Below are 16836 nucleotides of genomic sequence, written 5' to 3' on the forward strand. Positions count from 1 at the left end.
CATGGGTGCAATCATAAAGGGCCAACCGAATCGGTTGGCCCTTGGGGTCGGTCATCCGTCGCAGTTTGCCGGATTATTTCCGGCGCAGCTTCTGGATCATTTGCAGGCGGGCGGCAGCCTCCGCGAGTTCCGCCTGCGCCTTGGCGTAGTCGAAATCGGCCTTGGAATTGGCCAGGGCCTCTTCCGCGCGCTTCTGCGCCTCCAGGGCCTCGGCCTCGTCGAGGTCCTTGGCCCGTACCGCCGTGTCCGCAAGCACGGTCACGTGATAGGGCTGGACCTCGAGGATCCCGCCCGAGACGAACACCGGCTGCGGGTCGGCACCTTCCTTTTCCAGGATGCGCAGCTCGCCCGGGTTCAGCCGTGCCAGCATCTGGGTGTGGCCCGCATAGACGCCGACCTCGCCACCCTCGGCCGGGGCCGCGATCATCAGCGCGGTGCCGGAGTAGATCGACTCCTCGGCGCTGACCACATCCACGTGCATCGTCATGGGCATCTCGATTACTCCTTAGCCGAGCTTCTCGGCCTTCTCGACGGCTTCCTCGATGGTGCCGACCATGTAGAAGGCCTGCTCGGGCAGGTGGTCATATTCGCCCGCGACGATGGCCTTGAACGCACGGATGGTGTCCTTCAGGGACACGTACTTGCCGGGCGCGCCGGTGAAGACCTCGGCCACGAAGAACGGCTGCGAGAGATAGCGCTGGATCTTTCGCGCACGGGCCACGACCAGCTTGTCGTCTTCGGACAACTCGTCCATCCCGAGGATCGCGATGATGTCCTTCAGCTCCTTGTAGCGCTGCAGGGTGTTCTGCACGGCACGCGCGGTGTCGTAGTGCTCCTGCCCGATGATCTGCGGGTCCAGCTGGCGCGAGGTCGAGTCCAGCGGGTCCACGGCCGGGTAGATACCCAGCTCGGCAATCTGGCGCGAGAGCACGACGGTGGCATCAAGGTGCGCGAAGGTGGTCGCGGGCGACGGGTCGGTCAAGTCATCCGCCGGCACGTAGACCGCCTGGATGGAGGTGATCGAGCCCTTCTTGGTCGAGGTGATGCGTTCCTGCAGCACACCCATTTCTTCCGCCAGGGTCGGCTGGTAGCCCACCGCGGACGGCATACGACCCAGCAGCGCGGAGACCTCGGTCCCGGCCAGGGTGTAACGGTAGATGTTGTCGATGAACATGAGCACGTCACGGCCTTCGTCACGGAAGAACTCGGCCATGGTCAGGCCGGTCAGCGCGACACGCAGGCGGTTGCCCGGCGGCTCGTTCATCTGACCGTACACCAGTGCCACCTTGTCGAGGACGTTGGAGTCCTTCATCTCGTGGTAGAAATCGTTCCCTTCACGGGTACGCTCGCCCACGCCGGCGAACACCGAGTAACCGGAATGCTCGATCGCGATGTTGCGGATCAGCTCCATCATGTTCACGGTCTTGCCCACGCCGGCACCGCCGAACAGGCCGACCTTGCCGCCCTTCGCGAAGGGGCAGAGCAGATCGATCACCTTGATGCCGGTTTCCAGCAGCTCGGTGGAGCCCGCCTGCTCGTCGAAGGTCGGGGCGGCACGGTGGATCGACCAGGTCTCCTGGGCCTCCACGTCGCCGGCGTTGTCCACCGGACGACCGAGGACGTCCATCACGCGGCCCAGGGTCCCCTTGCCGACTGGCACGGAGATCGGCTTGCCGGTCGCGGTGACCGGGGTCTGCCGCTTCACGCCCTCGGTGGTGCCCATGGCGATGGTCCGCACCACGCCGTCGCCCAGCTGCTGCTGCACTTCCAGGGTCAGGCCGTTTTCCAGGGTCAGCGCGTCGTAGACCTTGGGCACTTCGCCGTGGGGAAACTCCACATCCACGACGGCGCCGATGATTTCGACAATTTTTCCGGAACTCATTTGTTCATCCTCGTAAGTCGTAATTCGTGCCGAGCCGATCCAATCGTGGCGGCGGGCGCTAGACCGCAGCCGCGCCGCTGACGATCTCGGAGATCTCCTGGGTGATCGCAGCCTGGCGCGCCTTGTTGTAGACGAGCTGCAGGTCCTTGATCATCGTGCCGGCGTTGTCGGAGGCCGACTTCATCGCGACCATGCGCGCGGCCATTTCGCAGGCCACGTTCTCGACCACCGCCTGGTAGATCAGCGACTCGACATAGCGCTCGAGCAGGGTATCCATCACCGGAACGGTGTCCGGCTCGTAGATGTAGTCCCAGTGATGCTTCAGGGACTCGTCCTTGCTGGGCGCGGTCGGCAGCAACTGGGTGACCTCGGGCTGCTGGGTCATCGTGTTGACGAACTTGTTTTCGAGCAGCACGACCCGATCGACCTTGCCGTCGCGGAAGTTGTCCAGCACCACCTTGATCGATCCGATCAGGTCCGTGATGTGCGGGCGATCGCCCAGATCGCGCGCCTCGGCCACGATGTTGCCACCCAGGCGCTTGAAGAACTGCAGCGCCTTGTTTCCGATCACGCACAGATCCACCTCGACGCCCTCGTCGCGGTAGCGCCGCAACTCGCCAACGGCCTTTTTGAACAGGTTGGTGTTCAGGCCGCCGCACAGGCCGCGATCGGTCGAGACGATGATCAGAGCGACGCGCTTCACGTCGCGCTCGACCATGAACGGATGTTGGTACTCCGCATTGGCCATCGCGACGTGACCCATCACGTCGTGGATCTTCTGGGCGTAAGGCCGGGACTCTTCCATGCGGTCCTGGGCCTTGCGCATCTTGGACGCGGCCACCATTTCCATGGCCTTGGTGATCTTCTGAGTATTCTGGATACTCTTGATCTGCGTCCGGATCTCCTTAGTGCCCGCCATTGCGTGCTCCCGTTACCAGCTGTGCTTGGCCTTGAACTCTTCCAGGGCCTTCTTCAGCTTTTCCTGGATGGAGTCGTTGTAGTCGCCAGAGCTGTTGATCTCGTCGAGCAGGTCCTTTTGGCTGGAGCGCGCGTAGGAGATCAGTTCCTTTTCAAAGCTCACGACCTTGTCGGCCTCGACGTCGTCGAGGTAGCCCTCGTTGGCCGCGAACAGCGAGAACGCCATCTCGCCGATGGACATCGGCTGGTACTGGCCCTGCTTCATCAGTTCGGTCACGCGCTTGCCGCGATCGAGCTGCTTGCGGGTCAGCTCGTCCAGGTCGGAGGCGAACTGCGAGAACGCGGCCAGCTCGCGGTACTGCGCGAGCGCCAGACGCACGCCACCACCCAGCTTTTTGATGATCTTGGTCTGCGCGGCACCACCGACTCGGGACACCGACAGACCGGCGTTGATCGCGGGGCGGATGCCGGAGTTGAACAGGTCGGTCTCGAGGAAGATCTGGCCGTCGGTGATCGAGATCACGTTAGTCGGCACGAAGGCCGAGACGTCACCGGCCTGGGTCTCGATGATCGGCAGCGCGGTCAGTGAGCCGGTCTGGCCTTTCACTTCGCCGTTCGTCAGCTGCTCGACATAGTCGGCATTCACGCGCGACGCACGCTCCAGCAGGCGCGAGTGCAGGTAGAAGACGTCACCCGGATAGGCTTCGCGACCCGGCGGGCGGCGCAGCAGCAGCGAGACCTGGCGATAGGCCCAGGCCTGCTTGGTCAGGTCGTCGTAGACGATCAGGGCGTCTTCGCCGCGATCGCGGAAGTACTCGCCCATTGCGCAGCCGGCGTAGGGCGCGATGAACTGCATCGCGGCCGACTCGGAGGCGTTGGCGGCCACGATGATGGTGTTGTCCATCGCGCCGGCCTCTTCCAGCTTGGCCACCACGGAGGCGACCGAGGAGGCCTTCTGGCCCACGGCGACGTAGACACACTTAACGCCGGAGTCCTTCTGGTTGATGATCGCGTCGATCGCCACCGCGGTCTTGCCGGTCTGGCGGTCACCGATGATCAGCTCGCGCTGGCCACGGCCGACCGGGACCATCGCGTCGATCGCCTTGATACCGGACTGCAGCGGCTGATCGACCGACTGGCGGTCGATAACCCCGGGGGCAATCTTCTCGATCGGGCTGGTGACACCGGTCTCCACCGGGCCCTTGCCGTCGATCGGGCGACCGAGGGAATCGACCACGCGGCCGAGCAGGGCCTCGCCGACCGGCACCTCGAGGATGCGGCCGGTGCACTTGGCGGTATCACCTTCCTTGATGTGCTTGTAGTCACCCAGGATCACGACGCCGACAGAGTCGCGCTCGAGGTTGAGCGCCATCCCGTAGGTGTCGCCGGGGAACTCGATCATCTCGCCCTGCATGACATCGCCAAGGCCGTGTACGCGGGCGATACCGTCGGTCAGGCTGACCACGGTGCCCTCGGTGGAGGCCTCGGAGGAGGCATCGAATTTCTCGATGCGCTGTTTGATCAGATCACTGATCTCGGAGGGATTCAGTTGCATGTTAAATATCCTCTTAGCGACTCAAATTGGCAGCCAGGCGGTTCAGCTGGCCTCGCACGGAGCCGTCGATTACCAGGTCGCCGGCGCGGATGATGGCCCCCCCGAGCAGGGAGCTGTCGACCGAACACTCGAGATCGACTTCGCAGCCCAGGCCCTTGACCAAGGCGTCGTGGATCTCTTTCTCCTGCGCCTGCGTCAACTTGCGGAAGGCGACGACATCGGCGTGCACACGCTTTTCGGCCTCGGCCTTCATGGCGGAGAACGCATCGAACACGGCAGGCAGCACCGGCAGGCGACCGTTTTCGGCCAACAGCCGAACCAGGTTGGCCGCTTCGGCGCCGACCTTGTCGCCGGCAACATCGAGCACCAGCTGTGCGCGATCGGCACGCGGGAGCCGCGGGTTGGAGAGGAGACTGTGCATCTGCGAGTCACGGGCGATCGCCGCCAGCAACTCCAGCTGCTCGGCCCAGCCAGCGAGATCGTTCTTCTCCTGGGCCCGCTCGAACGCGGCGCGGGCGTAGGGTCGGGCGACCGAAATCAGGTCTGACATAACGTCTCCTTAGAGCTTGGCCGCGAGCTTCTTGAGCAGATCGCCGTGGGCCTTGGCATCGATCTCCTTGGCCAGGATCTGCTCGGCACCGGCAACCGCCAGCTGGGAGACCTGCTTGCGCAGGTCTTCCTTGGCACGGTTGATCTCCTGCTCAATCTCGGAGTGCGCCTGTTCCTTGATGCGCTCGCCTTCCTCGCGCGCGGTGGTCTTGCTTTCTTCGACCAGCTCCGTGGCGCGCTTCTGCGCGGAGGCCATGATCTCGTTGGCCTGCTGTTTGGCCTCCTTGATCACCTCGGTCGCGCGCTCCTGGGCAAGCTCCTGTTCTTTGGCGCCGCGCTCGGCGGCAGCCAGACCGTCCGCAATCTTCTTGCGGCGTTCTTCCAGGGCGGCGGACATGGGCGGCCAAACGTAGCGCATCGTGAACCACACGAACACGCTAAACGCGAGGAGCTGGCCGATGATGGTCAGATTGATATTCATCCTGCTACCTCAGGTTGACGAGTGGAGGGGACCTCGGGACTCGCTCAGCCTTGTTAACCCAGGGCGAACAGAACGTACAGGCCGATACCCACGCCGATCATCGGCACGGCGTCGGTCAGACCCATCACGATGAAGAACTGGGTGCGCAGCATCGGGATCAGTTCGGGCTGACGCGCGGCGCCTTCCAGGAAGCGACCACCGAGGGTACCCACGCCGATGGCGGCGCCGACAGCGGCCAGACCCAGAAGCAGCGAGCCAGCCAGGACGATCAGAGCGTTAGCCATTTCCATTTTTGTATCTCCAGTCGAGTGTTGAAACGGTCAGTTTGAAGGTGAAGCGGATCAGTGGTCTTCGCTGTACGCCATGTCGAGATAGACGACGGTCAGCACCATGAAGATGAAGGCCTGCAGCGGCACCACGAGGATGTGGAAGATCGCCCAGCCGACATGCAGCACGCCCCCGGCCAGACCCAGGATCAGGCCCGCGGAGTACATCACGCCGATCAGGATGAAGATCATCTCGGCCGCGTACAGGTTGCCGAACAGTCGCAGGGCGAGCGAGGCGGGCTTGGCCAGCAGGTTGATGAACTCGAGGACGAAGTTGATCACCCAGAAGATCGGCTTCAGGAACACGATGTTGGTCTGGAACGGGATGCCCGTCAGTTCCTTGATGAAGCCGACCGGGCCCTTGATCTTCAGCGAGTAGTAGATGATCAGGACAAAGACGCCCAGCGCCAGGCCCGCGGTCACGTTGATGTCCGTGGTCGGCACGATCTTGAAGTAGGGGATGCCCAGCAGATAGGCGATGTGCGGCAGCAGGTCCACCGGCACCAGATCCATCAGGTTGAGCAGGAAGATCCAGACAAAGATGGTCAGCGCCAGTGGTGCGACCATGTCGTTCTTGTGCTTGAACGAGCCACGGACGTTGTCGTTGACAAAGTCCATCGTCATTTCGACGAAGTTCTGCCATCCGGCCGGGACGCCGGCAGTGACCTTCTTCGCGGCGGCGCGGAACGTCAGAATGAACAGCAGGCCAAGACCGATCGACCAGAGCATGGAGTCAACATGAATCGCCCAGAAGCCCATTTCCGCGGCTTCGGTGCTGGTCGTGGCGAAGCTCAACCCGTTCTCGGGATGGAGCCCGAAGGTGAGGTTTGTGAGATGGTGAGCAATGTGCTCTTCCATCGTGGGCAGTTCGCTTTCTGAAGCCATGCAGTTATCTCGTCATTGCTTGATCAGAAACCCGGTGCAGCCACCAGAGCGGGGCCAGATGCACCAGGAGGAAGATGCCGAACAAAGCCAGCAGGTTCGGCTCGTCCAGGTAAGCGAACGCCACCCCGAATGCCACCGCGATGATTACGAGTCGTCCCAGTTCGGCGCCCATCATGCGCGCCGTGAGCGAGCCCACCTGATCGGAACGGTAGGCTCGAAAGACAACGACCGCGGCCACGGCGTTGCCGAGTGTCGCGGTCATGCCGCCGACCATGGCCGAGATCGCCACGATCGGGGGGAACAGGGCCAGAAAAAGGCCCGACAGTATCAGCGTCAGGGCGAGCTGCAGACCGATCGATTGCAGGGCGTGTCTGTAGCGTCGCGGTGTCATTCAGCGGATGGGCACACCCACCCCTCTCCCAAAAAGTGCGCGCATTATAAGAGCACCCTTCTATTAGGTCAAACCGTTATGGGGTGCGGGAGGGCCTGTTGCAAGGGGTTTCGGGAAGCCCCGGCGGGCGCTTTACTGGATGTGTTCGAGGATACCGTCGAGTTCGTCGAGGCTGTTGTACTCGATGACCAGGCGGCCCTTCCCTTGCCGGTTGTAGCGGACCTGAACGGGGGCGCCGAGGCGGTCGGACAGGCGGCTCTCGAGTTGCCGGACCTCGGGCGAGGGACCGCTGTCCTTGCGCGGCTCGGGCTGGGCGGACAGCACCTTCTTGACCAGTTGTTCGGTGGCGCGGACGGTCATGTCGCGCTTGACGACCGTCGCGGCCACACCGGGCTGGTCGTCCAGCGGCAGCGCGAGCAGGCAGCGGGCATGGCCCATCTCGAGGCGGCCCTCGTTCACGTGTTCCTTGACCGCATCGTGCAGCTCCAGCAGACGCAGCAGGTTGGTCACGGACGTACGCGAACGGCCGACCGCATCGGCCGCGGCCTGGTGGGTCATCTCGAATTCGTCGATCAGACGCCGGATGGCCTGCGCCTCTTCCAGCGGATTGAGGTCCTCGCGCTGGATGTTCTCGATCAGCGACATCGCGGCCGCCGCCTGATCCGGGATATCACGCACGACCGCCGGGACGCTCTCCAGCCCGGCGATCTGGGCGGCACGCCAGCGGCGCTCGCCGGCGATCAGCTCGAAGCCGCCCTCGACCCGCCGCACGACGACCGGCTGGACAATGCCCTGGGCGCGGATGGACTCCGCCAGTTCGGCGAGCGCGGGCTCGGACATGTGCACGCGCGGCTGATACTGACCGCGGCGGATCTGTTCGATCGGCAGTTGCGCCAGGGAGTCGCTCTCGTCGCCGCCGCTCTGTGCCCCCGACAGGAGGGCATCGAGCCCGCGGCCCAGTCCACGTTTTGCCATCGTTTCAGTCCTGCTCGTGTATGCGGGATCAGCGGCGCAGCATCTCGCCAGCCAGCGCGAGGTAGGCCACCGCCCCGCGCGAGGAGGCATCATACAACAAGGCCGGCTGACCAAAGCTGGGGGCCTCGGCCAGACGGATGTTGCGCGGGATCACAGTCCGGAACACGCGTTCGCCGAAGTGGCCGGTGAGCTGGTCGGAGACGTCACCGGACAGGCGGTTGCGCGGGTCGAACATGGTGCGCAACAACCCGGCGATGCGCAGCTGCGGGTTCGGGCCCTTCTGGATACTCTCGATCGTGCGCATCAGCGCGGTCAGGCCTTCGAGCGCGTAGTACTCGCACTGCATCGGGATCACCACCCCGTCGGCGGCCACCAGGCCGTTGACCGTCAACAGGTTCAGCGAGGGCGGACAGTCGATCAGGATATGGTCGTAGTCGGCGGCCACCGGGGCCAGTGCCTCGCGCATGCGGTACTCGCGCCGCTCCTGGTCCATCAGGCGAACCTCGGCCACGGTCAGGTCCCCGTTGGCCGGCACCAGATCGAAGCCTCCCTCGACGCGATGGGCGGCCTCGGGAACCGTCGCCTGGCCCAGCAGCACCTCGCAGGAGGTCGGGTCGTCGGCATGCTTGTCCACACCGGAACCGGTGGTGGCATTGCCCTGCGGGTCGAGGTCCACGACCAGCACGCGCTTGCCCAGCCGCGCAAGCGAGGCGGCGAGGTTCACGCAGGTGGTGGTCTTGCCCACCCCGCCCTTCTGATTGGTGATGGCCAGCGTATCGGTCACGTCTCGGCTCTCTCGATAATGGCGATGTGCCGCTCGGCGGTCTCGCCGGGAATGGTAACCGGGTCCACACTCCGGTACGACCACGGGGCGGGCAGCGGCGCGTCCGCCACCGAGCGCTGTCCGAGCATGGCCAGCACGCGACCGCCCGGGGCCACCTGCGGTGCGACGCGCGCGACCATGTCCGCCGGGGCCTTGAACGCCCGCGCCAGCACCGTGGTGTAGGGCGCGGAGGGCCGGAAGTCCTCGATCCGCGTGTGCACGGCCTCGACCCGGGTCAGCCCGGCGAGCCCGACCACGTTGCGCAAGAAGCGGATGCGCTTGGCCGCGCTGTCCAGCAGGCAGAAATCGCGCTCGCGCTCGCAGGCGGCCAGCACGAAGCCCGGCAGGCCGGCGCCCGTCCCGACATCCAGGATGCGGTCCCCGTGAAGATACGGGCGCAGGGTCAGGCTGTCGAGGATGTGGCGGGGGATCCACTGTGCCGGGTCGCGCACCGCGGTCAGGTTGTGCACCCGGTTCCAGCGCCCGAGGTGCTCCAGATAGACCGCCAGGGCCTCGATAGCGGTTGCGTCCAGCGCCCACTCGTCGGCCACGGCGGAAAGCGCCGCGCGCCAGTCGTTACTCGCCACTGGCGCGCTGTTTCAGGTGTACGGCCAGGGCGGACAGCGCAGCCGGGGTCACGCCCGGGATGCGCTGGGCCTGACCCAGCGTATGCGGACGGAATTCGGCGAGCTTCTGGCGGATCTCGTTGGACAGGCCGTGCACGCGTGCGTAGTCGAGGTTGTCCGGCAGTGCCGTCTGGTCGGCCTTCGCCTGGCGTGCGACCTCGGCCTGCTGGCGCTCGATGTACCCGGCGTATTTGGCCTGGATCTCGACCTGCTCGCGCACGTCCGGCGTGCAGGCCGCATCCAGTTCGGGGAGCGCACCCATCAGCCCGTCATAGTCGGCCTCCGGCCGGCGCAGCAGGTCGAGCAGCGTGGCATCCGGCTCCGGGGCCTTGCCGAGGAGCTCGACCAGGGCCGGGCGGAGGCGCTGATCCCGATCTGGTCGCGTCTGTGCAAGCCGGCTCATTTCCGACTCGATCGCGGCGGCGCGGCACTCGAACTGTGCCCAGCGGGCATCGTCGACCAGGCCGTACTCGCGGCCGATCGGGGTCAGGCGCAGATCCGCGTTGTCCTCGCGCAGCAGCAGCCGGTATTCCGCGCGCGAGGTGAACATCCGATAGGGCTCCTGCGTGCCGCGGGTGACCAGGTCGTCGATCAGCACGCCGATGTAGGCCTCGGAACGCTGCGGGATCCAGGGCTCGGCGTCCTCCACAAGGCGGGCGGCATTGAGTCCTGCGACCAGGCCCTGGGCGGCGGCCTCTTCGTATCCGGTGGTGCCGTTGATCTGCCCGGCGAAGAACAGATTGGCCACCTCGCGCGTGGCCAGCGACGGGCGCAGGCCGCGCGGGTCGAAGTAGTCGTACTCGATCGCGTAGCCCGGACGGGTTATGCGGGCGTGCTCGAAGCCCTCGATGCTCTGCACCAGCGGCACCTGGATCGCATAGGGCAGGGAGGTGGAGATCCCGTTCGGGTAGAGCTCGTGGGTGGTCAGCCCTTCCGGCTCGACGAAGACCTGGTGGCTGGCCTTGTCGGCAAAGCGCACGACCTTGTCCTCGATCGAGGGGCAGTAACGCGGTCCGGTGCTGTCGATCTGGCCGGAATACATCGGCGCCTGATCGAGGTTCGCCCGGATCAGTTCATGCGTCTTTTCGCTGGTGCGCGCGATATGACAGGGGCGTTGGGCCGGGTGATCGTCCATCGAGCCGGTGAACGAGAAGACCGGGCGCGGGTCGTCGCCGGGCTGCACCTCGAGGCGCGCGAAGTCGACGCTGCGCCCGTCGATGCGCGGCGGGGTGCCGGTCTTCAGACGCCCGACCGCAAAGGCCATCTCGCGCAGGCGCGCGGCCAGGCGCACGCTCGGCGGATCGCCCGCGCGGCCGCCCGGCTGCTGGGTCAGCCCGGTATGCATCTGACCATTCAGGAAGGTCCCCACCGTCAGCACGACGGCACGGGCCTGGAACGCAATCCCCGCCTCGGTGACTACACCGGTCACGCGGTCACCCTCCATGGTGATGTCGGCCACCGGCTGCTGAAAGATCTCGAGATTCGGCTCGGCCTCCACGAGCTGGCGAATGGCCTGGCGATAGAGCTGCCGGTCGGACTGGGCGCGGGTCGCACGCACTGCCGGGCCCTTGCGCCGATTGAGGATGCGGAAGTGGATGCCGGCGGCATCCGCCGCCCGCGCCATCACGCCCCCCAGGGCATCGATCTCCTTCACAAGGTGGCCCTTGCCGATGCCGCCGATCGCCGGATTGCAGCTCATCTGGCCAATGGTCTCGATGTTGTGGGTCAGCAGCAGCGTGCGCGCACCCGCGCGCGCCGCGGCCAGTGCGGCCTCGGTGCCGGCGTGTCCGCCGCCAATCACGATGACATCGAATTCTTCTGCCATGACCTCTATAAGCCCGACCCATGGTCGGCCCGAAAACGTAAAATCAGCAGTTTAGCAGGAGTGGCGGCGGCATCGAAGCGGCCGCAACGGGATCGCGGAATCCTGGGGTAACAAGGCGAGCGTATACATGGATCAGGGTTTCCCTACGCCATCACTTGCCGATGCAGAAGCCGGCGAAGATCTCGCCGAGCAGGGCCTCGTGGTCCTGGCGACCCAGCAGGGCATCCAGCGCGGCCTCGGCCAGGCGCAGCTCCTCGGCGATCAGGTCGGGCGCAGCACTGGCCTCGATACGTCCCAGATGCAGCGCCGCCAGGCGCAGGCCATCTAGATGGCGTGCCCGCACACTGAAGCGCTGCTGTCCGCCCTCGCCGGCACCCAGCCGCTCGACGATCGCCTGCTTCAGTTCATCAATGCCCGCGCCCGTGCGCGCCGAGATGACGATCCCCTCTGCAGGTCGGGAATCCCCAACGCAGTCCTGCTTGTTCCAGACCGTGAGCCGCGGGATCTCGGGTGGGGCCTCCAGATCGGGGACGGCCTCCGGCCGGGTCAGATCCCGCAGCTCCAGGATCAGGTCGGCCCCGGTCGCCGCCTCGCGGGCGCGCTGCATGCCGATCCGCTCTACCGGATCGTCGCTGGCATGCAAGCCGGCGGTATCGATCAGCTCGACCGGGATGCCGTGAATGGCGATGGGTGAGCGCAGGACGTCGCGGGTGGTCCCGGGGCGATCGGTGACGATCGCCACCTCGCTCTCGGCCAGGCGATTCATCAGGCTGGACTTGCCGACATTCGGGGCACCCACCAGGGCCAGACGCAGGCCCTGGGCGAAGTAGCGGGCCGGGCGCAAACGCTCGAGGAGCGCAAGGATAGTCGTGTGCAGGTTCTCCGCCCGCCGGGCGATATCCGGGGCGGCCTCGGATTCGAGGTCGGTCTCGCCGAAGTCGATCTCGGCCTCGATGATCACGCGCATGTCGCGGATGGCCCGGGAGACCGGCTCCAGCTCCGCGGCCAGCGCGCCATCGAGGCTGGAGCGGGCCAGGCGCGCGGCCTGGGCCGTCTGGGCATGGATCAGGTCCGCGACGGCCTCCGCCTGCGCGAGGTCGAGGCGGCCATTGAGAAAGGCCTGTTCGGTGAATTCGCCCGGCCGTGCGCGGCGCGCACCAAGGCCGACCGCTGCCGCGACCATCCCCTCCAGCAGCACCGGGCTGCCGTGGCCCTGCAGCTCGATCACGTCCTCGCCGGTGTAGGAATGGGGGGCGGGGAAATAGAGGATCAGGCCATCGTCGATCGCCTCGCCGCTGGCCGGATCGAGGAGGCGGCCGTAGTGGGCATGGCGCGGTCGCAGGCGGTCGCGCCCGGTCAGGCGCCGCGCGATCGCCAGTGCCTCGGGGCCCGACAGGCGGACCACGCCGATGCCGCCGACCCCCGGCGGGGTGGCGACCGCGACGATGGTATCCGCCACGGTCACGGCCCGGTCAGCTCTTCTGCTTGTCCGGGTCCTCGCCGCCCTCGATCTTGCGCGTGATGTACCACTGCTGGGCGATGGAGAACAGGTTGTTGGTGAACCAGTACAGCACCAGGCCCGCCGGGAAGAAGGCGAAGAAGATCGTGAACACGAATGGCAGTGCCATGAAGATCTTCTGCTGCACCGGGTCCATCGGCGGCGGGTTCAGCTTGTACTGCACGAACATGGACACGCCCATCAGGATCGGCAGGATGAAGTACGGATCACGCGAGGACAGATCCTGAATCCACAGCCACCACGGCGCCTGGCGCAGTTCCACACTCTCCAGCAGCACCCAGTACAGGGCAATGAACACCGGGATCTGGACCAGGATCGGAAGACAGCCACCCAGCGGGTTGATCTTCTCCTTCTTGTACAGGTCCATCAGCGCCTGGTTCATGCGCTGCTTGTCGTCCTTGTAACGCTCCTTCAGTGCCTGCAGCTTGGGCGCGACCTTGCGCATGCGCGCCATCGAGCGGTAGCTGGTCGCGGACAGCTTGAAGAACGCGATCTTGATCAGGATGGTCAGCAGCACGATCGACCAGCCCCAGTTGCCGACCACGCTGTGGATCAGGTCCAGCAGCCAGAACAGCGGCTTGGCCAGGAAGGTGAACATCCCGTAGTCGACGGTCAGTTCCAGCCCCTGGGCAATCTCGGAGAGTTCGTCCTGCAGCTTCGGCCCGACCCACAGGCGCGTCTGCAGCTGCCCGCTTTCGCCCGGGCGCACCGTCAGGGGCTCGGCCGAGTGCAGGCCGATCAGGTATTCCTCGCCGACCTCGCCGGGCACGGCGCGCGCGTACAGGGCGTTCACCTCGTCACCGCCCGGGACCCAGGCCGAGACGAAATAGTGCTGGATCATCGCGACCCAGCCGCCATGCAGACGCTGCTGGATCGGGTCATCGGCGAGCGACTCGAAACGTTCGCGCTGGTAGCTGCCGTCGTAGTAGGCGGCCCCGGTAAAGGTATACAGCCACCAGGCCTCCCGGTCGGGTGTCGGGCCGTGGCGCAGCTGTCGATACTGGCGACCGGTCCAGGAGGAATCGCCCTGGTTGCGAATTTCGTAGTCCACCTCGATCAGGTGGGTTCCTCGGGTAAAGGTGTAGGTCTTGATGACCTCGATCTCGCCATCGTCCGAAGTCCAGCGCATCGGGACCTGGAGCGTGTCATCGTCCTCCGCCATCTCGAAGTGATCGCCGTCGACTTCGAAATTGGCGTGGTGCGAGGGCGCTCGGCCCTCCAACGCCCGGTCGTTGACGCGGTCGTGGGTCAGGCCACTCTGGGCGACGTAACCACGCACGCGATGGTCGAACAGGCGCACGGGCACCAGCGGGTCGTCCTGCAGGTCCCGTGGGTACTGGAGGAGATCGGCGCGCAGGATAGTACCGCCACGGGTGTCAATCAGTAGTTCGTGCTTGTCGGTACGGACCGTGAACTGGCGGCGATCCGGTTCCTGGATCGGGCTGATCTCGGGCTCGTCCTCGGCCGCGGCGCGGGGATCATCCTCGTCCTCGAACTGCGGCGCATCGGGCACGTCCTCGGGGCGCGCCTCGGGATCCTCGACTTCCTGCTCGGCGGTCTCGGGCTCCGCGGGGGTGCCGTAATCCTGGTTCCAGGCCTGCCACATCAGGAACAGGACAAAGGCCAGGCTGAGCCACAAGAGGGGACGCAAGTTATCCATGAGCGCGACTATTTCCGGGAGCGATGCGAATGGGCGGACAGGCGAGGTTCCGGGACGGGGTCATAACCGCCGGGCGACCACGGGTGGCAGCGCAGAATCCGCCGCAGGCCAAGCCAGAAGCCGCGCGCGACGCCGTGTTTCTCCACCGCCTCGACCGTGTAGGCCGAGCACGTCGGGTAATGCCGGCAGTGCGGCGCCATGAACGGTGAGATGCCGTATTGATAGGCGCGCACCGGCAGCAGGGCAATCTTGCGTACGAGCGTCATTGCAGGCGATCCAGCAGCGTTTCCATCTCCGAGCGCAGGGCCCGACTGTCACAGGCGCCGGCCCCTGGCCGGGCCAGGATGATCAGGTCCACCGGCGGCAGCACGGCGCGGCGTTGGCGAAAGGCCTCGCGCGCAATGCGCTTGATCCGATTGCGGTCCGTCGCCTTCCGGACATGGCGCTTGCCAATGGCCAACCCCAGCCGGGGCCCGTCGGCAACCTCGCGCGCGCGATACAGCAGCGTCAAGTAACGACCACGTACGGGCCGCGCATCGGCAAAGACGTGCTGGTAATCAGCACCGACCAGCAGGCGCGCCTGGCGCGGGAAGCCCTGCGCCCGGGCAGTCATGATGGCCGGCGGGTCAGCGCGTTCAGTTGGTCGGGCAGAGACGCTTGCGGCCCTTGGCGCGACGGGCGTTCAGGACCTTGCGGCCGCCACGGGTGGCCATGCGGGCACGAAAGCCATGGGTACGGGCACGGACAAGCCGACTCGGTTGGAAGGTGCGCTTCATGACGGATCTCGGACTATGGGATAAAGGGCGGAGAAAACTACCTCCAACGGTGCGTGAAGTCAATGAGCGGGCAGGAATCGGCTAGCGCCGGGGGGCGCCATCGGCGTAGACTCGGGGCCCCCGAACCTCGTGATCCCGGAGAGCCGCGTGTGACTGCCAATTCCCTGTGGACAGCCTGTCTGGATCGCCTGCAGGGTCGCGTAAGTGAGCAACAGCTGAACACCTGGCTGCGGCCCCTGCACGCCGAAGAGGAGGAAGGGGCCTTGCGCTTGCTGGCACCGAACCAGTTCGTCTTCGAGCATGTACGCGATCACCTGTTGCGGTCCATCGAGGAGGCCGTGAGCGAAGTACGTCCCGGGTCCGACGAGGTCGATGGGCAGCGCGTGCGGCTGGGTATCGGCGGTGCCGAGTGGCCAGCCGGGCAGCCGGAGGGCGTCGAGCCCGTCAGGGCTCCGTCAGGGACGAAACAACCGCGGGCAACCCTCCCGAAGGGTCCGGTAAGCAACCTCAACCCCGCGTTCACTTTCGAAACCTTTGTGGAAGGCAAATCGAACCAGCTGGCACGGGCCGCAAGCCTGCAGGTCGCCGAGAATCCCGGCGTCGCCTATAACCCTTTGTTTATATACGGCGGCGTGGGCCTCGGGAAGACCCACCTGATGCATGCAATCGGAAACCGCATCCTGGCCCGTCAACCGGAGGGGCGGATCATCTATCTGCACTCCGAACGCTTTGTGGCTGACATGATCAAGGCGTTGCAGCACAACGCGATCGACGATTTCAAGCAGTACTATCGAAGCGCGGATGCCTTGCTGATCGACGACATCCAGTTCTTTGCCAACAAGGAACGCTCGCAAGAAGAATTCTTCCATACCTTCAATGCATTACTGGAAGGTCAGCAGCAGATCATTCTGACTTCGGACCGCTACCCGAAAGAGGTCGAGGGGCTGGAGGAACGCCTCAAGTCGCGATTCGGCTGGGGACTGACCATCGCTATCGAGCCCCCGGAACTGGAGACACGCGTAGCCATCCTGCAGCGCAAGGCAGAGCAGGCCGGTATCGAGCTGCCGACGGAAGTCGCCTTTTTCATGGGCAAACGCATACGGTCGAACATCCGCGAGCTGGAAGGGTCGCTGCGGCGGGTCATTGCCAATGCGCACTTCACCGGGAAACCCATCACCCTCGACTTTGCGAAGGAAGCGTTGCGCGATCTCCTGGCGGTGCAAAGCAAGCTGATCACGCTGGAGAACATCCAGAAGACAGTCGCAGACTACTATCGCATCAAGGTGGCCGATCTGCTCTCCACCCGCCGCAGCCGTTCGGTCGCAAGGCCGCGCCAGATGGCCATGGCGCTTGCCAAGGAGCTTACGCAGCACAGCTTGCCGGAGATCGGTCAAGCGTTCGGTGGTCGCGATCATACGACGGTGATCCATGCCTGCCGCAAGATCGCGGAGTTGCGCGAAGCCGATGCCAGCCTGGACGAGGATTACGCCAATCTGCTGCGTACCCTGAGCAGCTGAACCCTCGGAAAGGCGAATACCGGCCCGGGAACAAGCTGTGGATAAGATGGGAGTAAATCGTGCGTATCCAGCAGAAAAAGTCCGGACCCGATTTCATCCACAGGATAGACACAGGCCTTGCAGAGGAT

Annotated in this window: 19 protein-coding genes; 1 reads left to right on the forward strand and 18 read right to left on the reverse strand. The window is 65.3% G+C overall.

Going from position 1 to position 16836, the window contains the following annotated elements; genetic code table 11:
* Positions 1-73: 73 nt before the first annotated feature.
* The 18 genes from G372_RS0110250 to rpmH form a co-directional block, all read right to left on the reverse strand.
* Positions 74-493, reverse strand: coding sequence for a F0F1 ATP synthase subunit epsilon (locus G372_RS0110250; protein WP_018863332.1), 420 nt, complete (start codon positions 491-493; stop codon positions 74-76).
* Between the two features lie 12 nt (positions 494-505).
* On the reverse strand, positions 506-1882 hold the full coding sequence (gene atpD / locus G372_RS0110255) for a F0F1 ATP synthase subunit beta (protein ID WP_012983948.1): 1377 nt from the start codon (positions 1880-1882) through the stop codon (positions 506-508).
* 58 nt (positions 1883-1940) lie between these two features.
* Complete coding sequence (atpG, locus tag G372_RS0110260; protein WP_018863331.1) at positions 1941-2801, reverse strand: F0F1 ATP synthase subunit gamma; 861 nt, start codon at positions 2799-2801, stop codon at positions 1941-1943.
* A gap of 12 nt (positions 2802-2813) precedes the next feature.
* Positions 2814-4355 (reverse strand): F0F1 ATP synthase subunit alpha, encoded by a 1542-nt coding sequence (gene atpA / locus G372_RS0110265; protein WP_018863330.1) that lies wholly within the window; start codon positions 4353-4355, stop codon positions 2814-2816.
* A gap of 13 nt (positions 4356-4368) precedes the next feature.
* Positions 4369-4905, reverse strand: a complete 537-nt coding sequence (locus G372_RS0110270; protein ID WP_018863329.1) for a F0F1 ATP synthase subunit delta — start codon at positions 4903-4905, stop codon at positions 4369-4371.
* Positions 4906-4914: 9 nt separating this feature from the next.
* Positions 4915-5385: a F0F1 ATP synthase subunit B gene (locus tag G372_RS0110275; RefSeq protein WP_018863328.1), complete on the reverse strand. Its 471-nt coding sequence runs from the start codon at positions 5383-5385 to the stop codon at positions 4915-4917.
* Between the two features lie 53 nt (positions 5386-5438).
* The gene (gene atpE / locus G372_RS0110280; RefSeq protein WP_012983953.1) at positions 5439-5675 is read right to left on the reverse strand and encodes a F0F1 ATP synthase subunit C; all 237 of its coding nucleotides are present in this window, start codon (positions 5673-5675) and stop codon (positions 5439-5441) included.
* 51 nt (positions 5676-5726) lie between these two features.
* A complete protein-coding gene (gene atpB / locus G372_RS0110285) occupies positions 5727-6569 on the reverse strand; it encodes a F0F1 ATP synthase subunit A (protein WP_020008858.1) in 843 nt (280 codons plus the stop codon).
* A gap of 31 nt (positions 6570-6600) precedes the next feature.
* A complete protein-coding gene (locus tag G372_RS0110290) occupies positions 6601-6987 on the reverse strand; it encodes an ATP synthase subunit I (protein WP_018863326.1) in 387 nt (128 codons plus the stop codon).
* Between the two features lie 132 nt (positions 6988-7119).
* The gene (locus G372_RS0110295) at positions 7120-7962 is read right to left on the reverse strand and encodes a ParB/RepB/Spo0J family partition protein (RefSeq protein WP_018863325.1); all 843 of its coding nucleotides are present in this window, start codon (positions 7960-7962) and stop codon (positions 7120-7122) included.
* 28 nt (positions 7963-7990) lie between these two features.
* Positions 7991-8746: a ParA family protein gene (locus tag G372_RS0110300; protein WP_018863324.1), complete on the reverse strand. Its 756-nt coding sequence runs from the start codon at positions 8744-8746 to the stop codon at positions 7991-7993.
* Positions 8743-9372, reverse strand: a complete 630-nt coding sequence (rsmG, locus tag G372_RS0110305; RefSeq protein ID WP_019623871.1) for a 16S rRNA (guanine(527)-N(7))-methyltransferase RsmG — start codon at positions 9370-9372, stop codon at positions 8743-8745. Before rsmG ends, G372_RS0110300 begins: the two co-directional genes overlap by 4 nt.
* Positions 9362-11236 carry a tRNA uridine-5-carboxymethylaminomethyl(34) synthesis enzyme MnmG gene (mnmG, locus tag G372_RS0110310; RefSeq protein WP_019623870.1) on the reverse strand — a complete coding sequence of 625 codons (1875 nt, stop codon included), beginning with the start codon at positions 11234-11236 and terminating at the stop codon, positions 9362-9364. The genes rsmG and mnmG overlap by 11 nt, the downstream gene beginning before the upstream one ends.
* Positions 11237-11387: 151 nt before the next feature.
* A complete protein-coding gene (mnmE, locus tag G372_RS0110315) occupies positions 11388-12701 on the reverse strand; it encodes a tRNA uridine-5-carboxymethylaminomethyl(34) synthesis GTPase MnmE (protein WP_018863321.1) in 1314 nt (437 codons plus the stop codon).
* Positions 12702-12708: 7 nt separating this feature from the next.
* Entirely contained in the window at positions 12709-14415 is a 1707-nt protein-coding gene (yidC, locus tag G372_RS0110320) for a membrane protein insertase YidC (RefSeq protein WP_038070480.1), read from the reverse strand.
* 8 nt (positions 14416-14423) lie between these two features.
* Positions 14424-14681, reverse strand: coding sequence for a membrane protein insertion efficiency factor YidD (gene yidD / locus G372_RS0110325; RefSeq protein WP_018863319.1), 258 nt, complete (start codon positions 14679-14681; stop codon positions 14424-14426).
* Complete coding sequence (rnpA, locus tag G372_RS0110330; RefSeq protein WP_018863318.1) at positions 14678-15028, reverse strand: ribonuclease P protein component; 351 nt, start codon at positions 15026-15028, stop codon at positions 14678-14680. The genes yidD and rnpA overlap by 4 nt, the downstream gene beginning before the upstream one ends.
* Before the next feature lie 22 nt (positions 15029-15050).
* Complete coding sequence (rpmH, locus tag G372_RS0110335) at positions 15051-15191, reverse strand: 50S ribosomal protein L34 (RefSeq protein ID WP_012983964.1); 141 nt, start codon at positions 15189-15191, stop codon at positions 15051-15053.
* A 62-nt stretch (positions 15192-15253) separates the two neighbouring features.
* On the opposite strand from rpmH, the gene dnaA reads away from it, so the two are divergent.
* Positions 15254-16708 carry a chromosomal replication initiator protein DnaA gene (gene dnaA / locus G372_RS0110340; RefSeq protein ID WP_425274046.1) on the forward strand — a complete coding sequence of 485 codons (1455 nt, stop codon included), beginning with the start codon at positions 15254-15256 and terminating at the stop codon, positions 16706-16708.
* Positions 16709-16836 lie beyond the last annotated feature (128 nt).

It is taken from the genome of Thioalkalivibrio thiocyanoxidans ARh2 (assembly GCF_000385215.1).
In the GTDB taxonomy this organism is placed as follows: domain Bacteria; phylum Pseudomonadota; class Gammaproteobacteria; order Ectothiorhodospirales; family Ectothiorhodospiraceae; genus Thioalkalivibrio; species Thioalkalivibrio thiocyanoxidans.